At 34.9% G+C, this 12,014-nt stretch carries 13 protein-coding genes; 11 read left to right on the forward strand and 2 right to left on the reverse strand.

Going from position 1 to position 12,014, the window contains the following annotated elements; translation table 11 throughout:
- Positions 1-7: 7 nt before the first annotated feature.
- The 11 genes from CKV65_RS06205 (at position 8) to CKV65_RS06255 (ending at position 10,331) form a co-directional block, all read left to right on the forward strand.
- Entirely contained in the window at positions 8-1,363 is a 1,356-nt protein-coding gene (locus CKV65_RS06205; protein ID WP_027890343.1) for an amino acid permease, read from the forward strand.
- A gap of 15 nt (positions 1,364-1,378) precedes the next feature.
- Positions 1,379-2,731, forward strand: coding sequence for an amino acid permease (locus tag CKV65_RS06210; RefSeq protein ID WP_027890342.1), 1,353 nt, complete (start codon positions 1,379-1,381; stop codon positions 2,729-2,731).
- Positions 2,732-2,746: 15 nt separating this feature from the next.
- Positions 2,747-3,139, forward strand: coding sequence for an SMU1112c/YaeR family gloxylase I-like metalloprotein (gene gloA2, locus CKV65_RS06215; protein WP_027890341.1), 393 nt, complete (start codon positions 2,747-2,749; stop codon positions 3,137-3,139).
- Positions 3,140-3,298: 159 nt separating this feature from the next.
- The gene (locus tag CKV65_RS06220; RefSeq protein WP_036254791.1) at positions 3,299-3,868 is read left to right on the forward strand and encodes a DUF3221 domain-containing protein; all 570 of its coding nucleotides are present in this window, start codon (positions 3,299-3,301) and stop codon (positions 3,866-3,868) included.
- Positions 3,869-4,085: 217 nt separating this feature from the next.
- Complete coding sequence (locus CKV65_RS06225; RefSeq protein WP_231922644.1) at positions 4,086-5,945, forward strand: LTA synthase family protein; 1,860 nt, start codon at positions 4,086-4,088, stop codon at positions 5,943-5,945.
- 53 nt (positions 5,946-5,998) lie between these two features.
- Positions 5,999-7,105: a redox-regulated ATPase YchF gene (gene ychF, locus CKV65_RS06230; protein WP_027890338.1), complete on the forward strand. Its 1,107-nt coding sequence runs from the start codon at positions 5,999-6,001 to the stop codon at positions 7,103-7,105.
- A gap of 148 nt (positions 7,106-7,253) precedes the next feature.
- Positions 7,254-7,967 (forward strand): SIMPL domain-containing protein, encoded by a 714-nt coding sequence (locus CKV65_RS06235; protein ID WP_027890337.1) that lies wholly within the window; start codon positions 7,254-7,256, stop codon positions 7,965-7,967.
- A 104-nt stretch (positions 7,968-8,071) separates the two neighbouring features.
- A complete protein-coding gene (locus CKV65_RS06240; RefSeq protein WP_051177631.1) occupies positions 8,072-8,497 on the forward strand; it encodes a GNAT family N-acetyltransferase in 426 nt (141 codons plus the stop codon).
- 17 nt (positions 8,498-8,514) lie between these two features.
- Entirely contained in the window at positions 8,515-9,120 is a 606-nt protein-coding gene (locus CKV65_RS06245; RefSeq protein ID WP_051177630.1) for a PepSY domain-containing protein, read from the forward strand.
- A gap of 16 nt (positions 9,121-9,136) precedes the next feature.
- A complete protein-coding gene (locus CKV65_RS06250; protein WP_027890335.1) occupies positions 9,137-9,760 on the forward strand; it encodes a trimeric intracellular cation channel family protein in 624 nt (207 codons plus the stop codon).
- A 13-nt stretch (positions 9,761-9,773) separates the two neighbouring features.
- Entirely contained in the window at positions 9,774-10,331 is a 558-nt protein-coding gene (locus CKV65_RS06255) for a hypothetical protein (protein WP_051177629.1), read from the forward strand.
- A 48-nt stretch (positions 10,332-10,379) separates the two neighbouring features.
- Here CKV65_RS06255 and CKV65_RS06260 read toward each other — a convergent pair whose 3' ends face one another.
- Together CKV65_RS06260 and rsmA are read right to left on the reverse strand one after the other, a co-directional pair.
- Positions 10,380-11,138, reverse strand: a complete 759-nt coding sequence (locus tag CKV65_RS06260) for an exodeoxyribonuclease III (protein ID WP_027890334.1) — start codon at positions 11,136-11,138, stop codon at positions 10,380-10,382.
- A gap of 1 nt (position 11,139) precedes the next feature.
- On the reverse strand, positions 11,140-12,000 hold the full coding sequence (gene rsmA / locus CKV65_RS06265; protein WP_027890333.1) for a 16S rRNA (adenine(1518)-N(6)/adenine(1519)-N(6))-dimethyltransferase RsmA: 861 nt from the start codon (positions 11,998-12,000) through the stop codon (positions 11,140-11,142).
- Between the last annotated feature and the right edge of the window lie 14 nt (positions 12,001-12,014).

The following is a 12,014-nucleotide window of genomic DNA, read 5'->3' on the forward strand; positions in this document are numbered from 1 at the left end:
GATTAACATGAACGACAACAACAATAATAAGATGCAACGTGGGCTAAAAAATCGTCATATACAGATGATTGCCCTCGGTACATCCATCGGTACAGGGTTATTTTACGGTTCAGCTCCGACAATTAAATTAGTAGGTCCTGGTATTATTGCCGCTTATGCTTTAGCAGGGATTTTCATTTTCTGCATCATGCGCATGGTCGGCGAAATGTCTGTTAAAGAACCTGTATCTGGTTCCTATGTTTATTTTGCAAATAAGTATTTAAGCCGCTTTGCAGGCTATCTTTCTGGATGGAATTATTGGTTTCAATATTTGCTAGTTTGCTTTGCCGAACTATCTGCTATCGGTATTTATGTAAATTTCTGGTTTCCTGATGTTCCTCAATGGATTACAGTTCTTATCTGTATAATTATCATCACAACAATAAATTTAATCAGCGTTAAAACTTTTGGTGAAGCTGAATTTTGGGCATCTTTGATAAAAATAGTTGCCATCTGTGCAATGATAGTCTTCGGTCTTTACCTTATTTTTACAACTATGGGACCTTTCCCAGATAACTTTAGTAACCTTTGGAAAAATGGCGGTTTCTTCCCAAATGGTGCTTGGGGATTTGCTCAAGCTTTGACAATCGTAATGTTTTCCTTTGGTGGAACTGAACTTGTCGGCATTGCCGCTGGTGAAGCTGAAAATCCTGAAAAAACTTTGCCTCGCGCTATTAACGAAATTTTAGTCCGCATATTGATTTTCTATATCGGCACTATGTTTGTATTAATGACTCTTGCTCCATGGAATGAAGTTGGTATGAATGGTAGCCCATTTGTACAAATTTTCTCCAATATCGGTATTCCAGCAGCTGCTAATATCTTAAACCTCGTAGTTATTATCGCTGCCCTTTCTGTATATAACAGTAGCTTATACAGTACATCTCGTATTTTATACAATTTAGCAAAAGACGGAAATGCACCAAAAATCTTTGGTTCTTTATCCCGCCGTGGTATTCCAATGGTAGGCATTTTAGTATCTTCTGGTCTTTCTCTTTTCCTTGTAATTTTAACTTACATCTTACCAGAAAAAGTTTTCATGTATCTAATGACTTCCATTGTTGCTGCTTTAATTATTTGTTGGTCTACAATAACCATCACTCATATGAAATTCCGTTTAAAATTCATTAAAGAAAACCGTTTAGACGAACTTCATTTTAAAACATTTTTATTCCCATACACTAATTACTTCTGCATATTATTCTTATTAGCTATTGTAGTAATCATGTTCTTAATGGGAAGCGATATGATTATTTCCCTTGGTGCTCTAGTTGTTTGGGTAATATTCATCTACATTACTTATATCTTTAAAAAGAAAAAATAAAAAGGTGGTCTTATCGTGAAAAATGACGAACATAAAATGAAGCGTGGTTTAAAAAGCCGCCATATGCAAATGATTGCTCTCGGTACTTCCGTAGGTACTGGGTTATTTTATGGTTCTGCCGCAACTATAGAACTTGTCGGTCCTGGTATCATTGTATCATACCTCTTAGCCGGTGCTTTTATTTTCTTTGTAATGCGTATGCTCGGTGAAATGTCTGTACATGAACCTGTATCCGGTTCTTTCAGCTATTTTGCCAATAAATATTGGAATGGTTTTGCTGGTTATCTAGCCGGCTGGAATTATTGGTTCTTGTATATGATTGCTGGTATGGCTGAACTTTCAGCAACAGCGATTTATATAAACTTTTGGCTACCAGATTTTCCTCAATGGCTTACAATTTTAATTTGTATGGTTGTCATAATCACTGTTAATTTAATCAGTGTAAGCTTCTATGGTGAAGCTGAATATTGGGCTTCCTTCATTAAAATAACAGCTATTTGCGCTATGATTATCTTCGGTTTTTATTTAATCTTCACAGATATGGGCCCATTCCCAGATAATTTCAGCAACCTTTGGAAAAACGGTGGCTTCTTCCCAAATGGTGCATGGGGCTTTGCAGCATCACTTGCTGTTGTAATGTTCTCCTTTGGTGGTGTTGACCTCATCGGTATCACAGCTGGTGAAGCTGAAAATCCTGAAAAGACACTGCCTCGTGCTATCAATGAAATATTAATTCGTATCTTAATTTTCTACATTGGTACAATGGTAGTTCTCATGACACTTTCTCCTTGGCAAGAAGTTGGTATGCATGGTAGCCCATTCGTACAGATTTTCTCTAATATCGGTATCCCAGCAGCTGCTAATATCTTGAACTTCGTCGTTCTCGTTGCATCTCTTTCTGCTTACAATGGTATTTTATACGGTACATCTCGTATGCTTTACGGTTTATCTAAAAATGGTCATGCACCTAAAATCTTCAGCGCACTTTCTCGCCGTGGCGTACCAATGATTGGCATTTTAGTATCCGCCATTGTTGGCATCATCTTAGTTGTAATGACTTACTACTTCCCTAAAACTATCTTCATGTACCTCTTAGCAATCGTAGTAGCTGGTCTTATCATCAGTTGGTTCATCATCACTTTCACACATATGAAATTCAGAATAAAATTCACACGTGAAAACCGCCTTGATGAACTTCATTTCAAATCTCTATGGTATCCATATACTAACTATTTCTGTATTTTATTCTTAATCGCAGTTGTAGTCATCATGACTCAAATTCCAGATATGCTCATTTCTATCATAGTTTTACCAATTTGGGTAGTCTTCATTTATCTCACTTATATCTTTAAAGTAAAAAAACAATAAAAGGAGCAAATTGATATGAATTTAAATATCATTCATCATATAGCGATTATCGTATCTGATTATCAAAAATCACGTCATTTTTATGTTGATTTACTCGGTTTTAAAGTTTTGCGCGAAAATCATCGCCCAGAAAAAAATGATTATAAACTCGATTTAAAACTCGGTGACTGTGAACTTGAAATTTTCGGCAAACCCGATGCACCAAAGAGAGTCGGACAACCAGAATATCCGTCTGAAGCTTGCGGTCTACGCCATTTAGCTTTTAAAGTCGACTGCATTGAAGACACTGTAGCTGAATTAAAAACTCTCGGCATTGAATGTGAACCGATACGACTGGATACATTCACCAACAAAAAAATGACTTTTTTCAAAGACCCTGACGGTCTACCACTTGAATTACATGAATAACTCCCTAAAAAGATGATACAATATGTATCATCTTTTTTTCTTACTACAATGATTAATTTTAATTTACTTTTAATCATAGTTTAATCTAATTCTTATTGATTGAATACCTACATTCATGCTATGCTATTTTTAGTAAATAATTATCAGGAGATGAATTATATGTCAAAGAAAATTAAATTTTTATTACTCACAGCAATGTGCCTAATCTTTTCAACAACTATGGCATTTGCAGCAACACCAGGACAAACACTTGATTCCGTAATGCGCATGCACGGCACAATTACAGAAATCAATGATGATATGATTACAATTCAAGATACTCAAAGCAATCAAAGTGTTGCTTTAATTGTACGCTGGGATACAGAAATATTAAATGGTAGAAACGGAGAAGATGTAGATTTAAACCGTCTACACGTTGGCGATGAACTCACTGCATACTACAGCCCAATATCTACACGCAGTCTTCCACCACAAAGCAAAGCGTATGCTCTCGTAATGGGCAATGGTGAACACGATGCAATTTACATGAAAGTAAACGAAGTAGAAAAAGTTAAAGACGGCGTAAGAATTTTAAATTCCAATAATGATGTATACGTTACTATTCCAAAAACTGTAGAAGATGATGCTAACGAACTCAAAAAAGGCGATGCTATTTTAGTTTGGTACGACTTCATGGCTCTTAGCATGCCAGGACAGGCTACAGCAACTAAAGCTAAAATTTTAGACTAAAACAAAAGCACCTTTTCGGTGCTTTTTTTATTTAATACAGATTTCTTTTTTGTTATAATATATGAAAAACTACTTTGTATACTATAAATGAAAGAGGGATAAAACTTTAATGCGAACTGTTTTCTCCAGTTTGAATTACAATTTAGGAAAATTACTAAAGACTTTTTTATTTTTTTGGCTATTATTATGTTTATACCGCTTGATATTTATGGTGGGTATGAATGAATATATGTCAAATGGCAGTGATTTTAATTCCATTATTACAGCCATTTTTGGTGGAGCAAAACTCAGTTTACAAACGGCTGGTGGCTTATCATTATTCATGTTCATCAGCATAATAATTGAAAGTGTATTTAAGCGATTAAAATATTTTCGTTATATCTGTTCCTTTATAGTCATATTTTTAACAACACTATTATTCATCGCTCGTTTTCCATTTTATCAGCAATTTCATAGCGGTTTTAATCAAATGCTATTTACAGCACTTCATGAAGACATTTATGCCTTGTTTATGTCTTTAGTCGTCGAATTTCAATTACCATTAAAATTGGCTTTCGTCATTTTATTAAGCCTTGCTATAACAGTCGTATTCAACAAATACTTTAGTCATAAATTGAATTTTAAATTATTAAACCGCTTGTCTTTTAATATGAAAACCATCTGCCTTATTTTATGTACGTATATCATCGGCACGTTATCTTTATACGGCGGTGGCTGGAGCTGGCGCACTGGTGTAAACTGGGAAAATGCTGGCATAACTAACGATACATTTTTAAATGAAATTATCTTAGATGATTACCAAGCCATTTACCGTGCTTATGCCAATCAAATGCGCATGGAAGCTTGCAACGGTTTAAGTTTTACAACCCAAGATGTTACAAATCTTGCTCATGCTTTAACTGGTAAAGACGGACAAAATGATTTATCTATCTACCTTTCTAAACAAGCACAGGGAAATAAAATTGAAAAACCAAAGCATATCTTCGTCATCGTTTCTGAAAGCTATGCAAATTGGCCACTACTCGATAAATACAGCGATTTGCATATCGCCGATAATATGAAAAACATCACAAAACAAGATGATACGATATACACTTCGCATATGCTACCGAGTGGTTCAAGTACAGTAGGAGCATTGATGACCATGGTTACAGGTCTTGCTAATTCTAATTTATATTTGACTACAATGCCTGAAGCTTTAGAAAAACCATATCTTACGGCAACTGCTCCACAGCTGAAAAAACTTGGCTATGAAACGAATTTTTGGTACTCTGGCCCTGCTACTTGGGAAAACATTCAAGAATTTTGCTTAGCTCAAGGCTTTGATAATTTTTATAGCCGTGGCAATATCGATGAAAATGCTAGTGGTAGCGTATGGGGTGCTGATGACGAATATTTATATCAAGCCGTTTTAGATAATATTGATGATACGCCATCTTTTAGCATCATCTTGAACACTTCTAATCATTCCCCATTTAATGTCGATTTAAACAGCAAAGGATTTAATTCTGAAAGTGTAAAAAATGCTTTACCTGCAAATGAACAAAATAATCAAGATTTAATAAAAGAGCTCGGCCATTTTTGGTATGCAGATAAAACAGCTGGTGAATTCATAGCTAAAGTAAAAGAAAAATATCCTGATAGCTTATTCATATTCATCGGCGACCATGCAGATAGATATAATATCGACAAAGTTCCATCGATGTATGAACGCTATACTGTGCCATTTATCATTACAGGCAAAGGCATAGACAAATCCATGTTGCCTCAAGATAGTGCAGGCAGCCATATAGATGTAATCCCTACTGTAATCGAATTAATTGCACCAAAAGATTTCACGTATTACAGCGTAGGCAAATCCATGTTTGAAAATAAACTCGGCGAAAATTATGGTTTTTGGATAACATCTAATGCTATTGGCAATACAGATGATTTAATAAATAAACCAGAATTTTTCAATGAACAAATTCTACCAAATGCCAATCAATTAGAAACTTATATCAATTCTGTTCGTGCTATTTCTTGGTGGCTGGGCAAATACGGTACGATTATTGATAGCAAATTGTTGCAACAATGATATAATCGGTTATAATTATAAAGTATACTAAAAAAAGATAGGGTGAATAAATTTTGAGTAATTTAGAAGTTGGTATCGTTGGATTACCAAATGTCGGCAAATCCACATTATTTAATGCTATTACAAAAGCAGGTGCAGAAGCTGCAAACTATCCATTTTGCACAATCGAACCAAATGTAGGCGTTGTTGATGTTCCAGATGAACGCTTAAAAGTTCTGCACGAAATGTATAATTCTAAAAAAACTACACCAGCAAGTGTAAGCTTCGTTGATATCGCAGGACTTGTAAAAGGTGCTTCACACGGAGAAGGTTTAGGTAATAAATTCTTATCACATATTCGCCAAGTAGATGCAGTAGCACACGTTGTTCGTTGCTTTGAAAGTGGCGATATCACTCACGTTGAAGGTTCTGTAGACCCAATTCGCGATATCGAAATCATCAATACTGAACTCTGCCTTGCTGACCTTGAAACTGTAGAAAAACGCTTAGACCGCGTAGTTCGCACTGCAAAAAGTGGCAGCAAAGAAGCTCGTGCTGAAGAAGCTGTTCTAGAAAAAGTAAAAAGCGTCATTGAAGATGCCGTTCCTGCTCGTCAAGCTGGTTTAAACGAAGATGAACTCGCTTTAATCAAAGATTTAAATCTCTTAACTTTAAAACCAACTTTATATGTGGCAAACGTTGGTGAAGATGAAGCTGCAACAGCTGATACGGAAAATAAATACGTAGCTAAAGTAAAAGAATACGCTGCTAAAGAAAATGCTGTTGTCGTTACTATCTCTGCTAAAGTAGAATCTGAAATCGCTGAACTCGATGAAGACGAAGCTAAAGAATTCTTAGCAGATTTAGGTTTAGATGAATCTGGTCTTAACAAACTCATCAAAGCTGCTTTCAGATTGCTTGGTCTCATGACTTTCTTGACTGCTGGTGAAGATGAATGCCGTGCTTGGACAATTAAAATCGGCACAAAAGCACCACAGGCTGCTGGCAAAATCCATTCCGATATCGAACGTGGCTTTATCCGCGCTGAAATCGTATCTTATGATGATTTAGTTGCAGCAGGCAGTGTAGCAGTTGCTCGAGAAAAAGGTCAAGTTCGCGTCGAAGGTAAAGATTACGTTATGCAAGATGGCGATGTAACTCATTTCCGCTTTAACGTTTAATTTTAATCTTTAAAAACTCTTAGTTTAATCAATCATTAAATAGTTTGTTTGATATATCTATATTGTTCAAGCTATTTAATGATTTTCACACCAATATTTACACAATATATAAACAAATAAAAATTTTATTAAAAGAGGTGGATTTATCATGCGTAAGTTTAAAATTTTAGGATTGATGACTGTTTTTTGTTTGCTCTTGTCTTGTAGTATGGCTTTCGCTCAAGAAGTCAGAACTATTTCCGTTGATGGTACATCTGTGATAAAAACAATGCCAGACCAAGCTACTATCAATATCAGCATTGAAAACACAGCTAAAGATGCCAAAGAAGCATCTGCTAAAAATGCTATCGTTATGAACAGAATTCAAAAAGATATATTAGCTTTATCCATAACAAAGGATAAAATAAAAACTACCAACTATAATCTTTACCCTGTTTATAATCGCAAAGACAACGGCACTCAAGAAATCACAGGATACAACGTTTCCAATCAAATAACTGTTACTGTAGATAATATTGACCTCGTCAGCACCGTTATTGATACAGCTATCAATGCTGGTGCAAATAGTGTAAATTCAATTGAATTCGGTTTAAAAGACTCTCAATCATTTAAAGACAAAGCATTAGTCCAAGCAATAAACAATGCTAAGCGCAAAGCAGATATCATTGCTAGTACCTTGGGTAAAAATGTCACAAATGTCGTAAATGTAAATTCTAATAATAGCTATATTGAAGCAAGAACCTTTAATAGCTTAATGTATGCTAAATCTGCTGATGCTGGCATTGGCGGTGTTTCATCACCAATTCAAGCAGGCGATATCAGCGTAAAGGCTAATGTTTCCATTGTATTTGAAATAAATTAATATAAAAATTAAAGACGTTAGCTATCATCAATATTTTTAGCTAACGTCTTTTTATCGCTTTCATATTCATATTTAATCAATACTAATATTTTTACAGGTGTTTTATGATATCTTATAAATTCTTTAATCAATTACCCAAAGAAGCCATGTACATTCGTGAAACCGTCTTCATCAAAGAACAAGGCTTTCACAATGAGTTTGATGATATCGACGCAAAAGCCATTCATTTAATCATCTACATCGATGATAATGCTGTAGGCAATGTAAGAACTTTCGTCGATGAAAAAGAGCCTTTTACTTATATCATAGGCAGATTAGCTGTCTTAAAAGATTATCGCAAGCTTCATTTAGGGCAGAAATTAATCCAATTAATCGAAACTAAAATAAAAAAATTAGGCGGTAAGAAAGCTATATTATCAGCGCAATGCCAAGCACAAAAATTTTACGAAAAGCTCGGTTATATCGCTAGCGGTGATGTATATCTTGATGAACATTGCCCTCACATCCATATGGAAAAAATTTTATTATAAAAAAGGAGAGGATTTTTATGAAAAAAGTCATTGCTGTTATCTGCATTTTAGTAATCGGTTTTATCGGTGGTTTTTATTTATCTAATTCATCACTGTTTAACTCATCTAACAATCAAAAACCATCTACAGCTTCTAATACTCCATCAACTACGACTTCAAATAAACCAGCAACAAACAATGGTAATATTACAGAAGACGATGCTAAAACCATCGCATTACATGACGCTAAGGTCAGCCCTAATGGCATTTACAATATGCGCTCTCATGCAGAAAATTATTACGGCGTTGATATTTATGATGTAGAATTTGATACAGAAGATAAACAATTCAACTACAATATTGACAAACAAAACGGCGATATTTACTCCATGGATTATGAAGTAGATGACCGCTATTTACGCAATCTTCCAGACAATCCTATTTCTGAACAAGAAGCTATTGATTTAGTAGTGCAAAATATCTCTGGTGCACAAGCAAGCGATATTAAACTTCGCCGTGACCACGACGACCACTATACAGAATATGAAGGTCAAGCTATTATAAACAACATACGATATGAATTTACCATAAATGCTGATAAAGGCATAATCAAAGAATGGGATGTAGACTATAAAACACACTAAAAGGATTTAATTTTACATGACAATTTTATGGATTTTTTTTGAAGTAGCTGGTACTATTGCCTTTGCTATATCAGGTGCATTAGTGGGAATTTCTCGCCGTATGGATATTTTTGGTATTTTAGTATTAGCACTCAGTACAGCTATCGGTGGCGGTATTATCCGCGATGTTCTCGTCGGCAATATTCCGCCTAATTCTTTTAAATCACCACTATATATAGCCTTAACAGCTTTAACCACCCTAATTATCTTTATAATATACCGCCAAAAATTATTAAATTACCGTTCTAAACAAAAAATACGCAAATATTATTTAGTAGCTGATACATTAGGCTTAGCATCATTCACAGTAACAGGAACGACTATTGGTTTTAGCACATATCCTCAATATCCGCTTTTATCTATAACATTAGGACTTGTTACAGCCATTGGCGGTGGCATTATCCGCGATATCTTAGCCCAGCGTATACCATCTGTCTTACAAGAAGAAATTTACGCTCTACCAGCAATACTTGGCGCATGTGTATATCTTTTAATAGCTAATTTCAATTTATTTTTAGCTGTGCCAATTTCATTTTTAGCTGTGTTCATCATTCGTATTATTGGTATTTACTACCGATTAAATTTACCTAAAGTCAATTAAGAAAGAGTCTATCATGCTGAAAAAAATTTTATTATCTACATTTTTGACAATATCACTTATTCTTTTTAATTTTTCAGAGCCAACTTATGCTGAAAAAATTGATAATGTGCAACCTGGCAATGCTTATCTCGCTGAAGATAGCATTTTATCTTTTAAACTACTAGATAAATTAGATAGCAATACCGCCAAAAAGTTTGATACAATTAGATTTGTTTTAGTCAAAGACATCACTGTAAAAAATAAAATTGTAATCCCTAAAGACACTGTTTTATCAGCAGTCATCACTAAAACCCATAGTAGCCGTATTCTTGGCCAAAGTGGTATAATTCGCCTTAAAATAAATGATTACAAAATAAATGATACCCATACACTTCATTTTAAAGATGATTTAAAATTTAAAGGTGGTCATAATTACGCTAACGCAGCTGCTAGTATTATCATTCCATTTTCAGGATTACTATTTAAAGGAAAAGAAGTTCAATATCCACCCGGTACTGTAATCGAATATAAATTAAATGACAATCTCGATTTAGGCATAAACGAAGCGCAATTACTATCTATTCTGCCTTAAACAAAAAGCCCAGTAACGAATAAATTTCTCATCATTACTGGGCTTTATTTATAAATCAAGTTGTAAACTCACTGGACAATGGTCACTGCCAAAATATTCATTGTGAATACCCGCTTGCTTTATCTTATCTTGCAAACTATTGGATACGATAAAATAATCAATTCTCCATCCCGCATTGTTTTCACGTGCTTTGCGCATATATGACCACCAACTGTATATACCCGTTTTATCTGGATATAAATAACGGAAACTATCTGTAAAACCAGCCGCAAGTAGTTCAGTCAGTTTATTGCGTTCTTCATCAGTAAAACCGGCACTCCGACGATTTGTCTTAGGATTTTTTAAATCGATTTCCGTATGTGCAACATTTAAATCACCACAAATTACCACAGGTTTTTGTTCATTCAATTTAGTTACATAAGCACGAAAATCATCTTCCCAAACCATGCGATAATCAAGGCGTTCTAATTCTCGTTTAGAATTTGGCGTATATACACATACCATATAATATTTTTCAAATTCTAATGTTATTACACGTCCTTCATGGTCATGTTCATCAATTCCTAAACCATAAGACTCTGAAATAGGTTTTTGTTTAGTGAATATTGCCGTTCCTGAATAACCTTTTTTATCAGCACTGTTCCAATACTGATAATAACCAGGCAAATCCAATTGCAATTGATGCGGTTGCATCTTCGTTTCTTGCAGGCAAAAAACATCTGCATCTAAATCATTAAAGGTATCCATAAAACCTTTATTCATGCACGCTCTAAGTCCATTTACATTCCATGAAACCAATTTAAGCATTTTATTTCTCCATAGACATTTTACTTAAAATATTGCTAATAGCTGCAAATTCTTCCATAGTCAAAGTTTCGCCACGGCGTGTTGTTTCGATGCCCGCTTGTGCTAAAACATCAGCGATTATATTTTTATCCACGCCTATTGATTTTAAAGCGTTGTTTAAAGTCTTACGGCGCTGACCAAAAGCTGCTTTAACTACACGGAAGAACATCTTTTCATCAATTAAATCAACTGCTGGCTCTTGTCTAACTTTACAATCCACTACTACAGAATCAACTTCTGGTGGTGGCATGAAAGAACGCGGTGGAACATGTAACGCTATTTCTGGAACAGTATAATACTGTACTGCAACCGAAAGTGCTCCATATGTCTTGCCACCTGGAGTTGCCGCCATTCTTTCCGCAACTTCTTTTTGCACCATTACAACGATATCCGTAATCGGTAAATGTTTTTCTAAAAGTTCCATGATAATCGGTGTTGTAATATAATATGGCAAATTCGCTACAACTTTAAAAGGTTCTTCACCCATTATTTCCAAGATATTAACTTTTAAAATATCGCCTTGTATTACACGTACATTATCATATGACTCCAAAGTATGTGCTAAAATTTCTGGCAAGCGTTTATCTAATTCTACGCAAGTCACATCAGCACCAGCTTCACAAAGTGCCTGTGTCAAAGTGCCGATACCTGGTCCAATTTCTAAAACTCTATCGCCCGGCTTGATATCTGCCACATCAACAATTCCCTGTACAATACCCGCATCGATTAAAAAATTCTGTCCTAAGCGTTTGCTCATATGTAGACCAAAACGCTGTAAAATATATCTTGTAACTTTCTTATCCGCAATAGTCGGTGCTTTCATCAATTTCCTCCTAA

The sequence above is a fragment of the Megamonas hypermegale genome (assembly GCF_900187035.1).
GTDB classification, from domain to species: Bacteria; Bacillota; Negativicutes; order Selenomonadales; family Selenomonadaceae; genus Megamonas; species Megamonas hypermegale.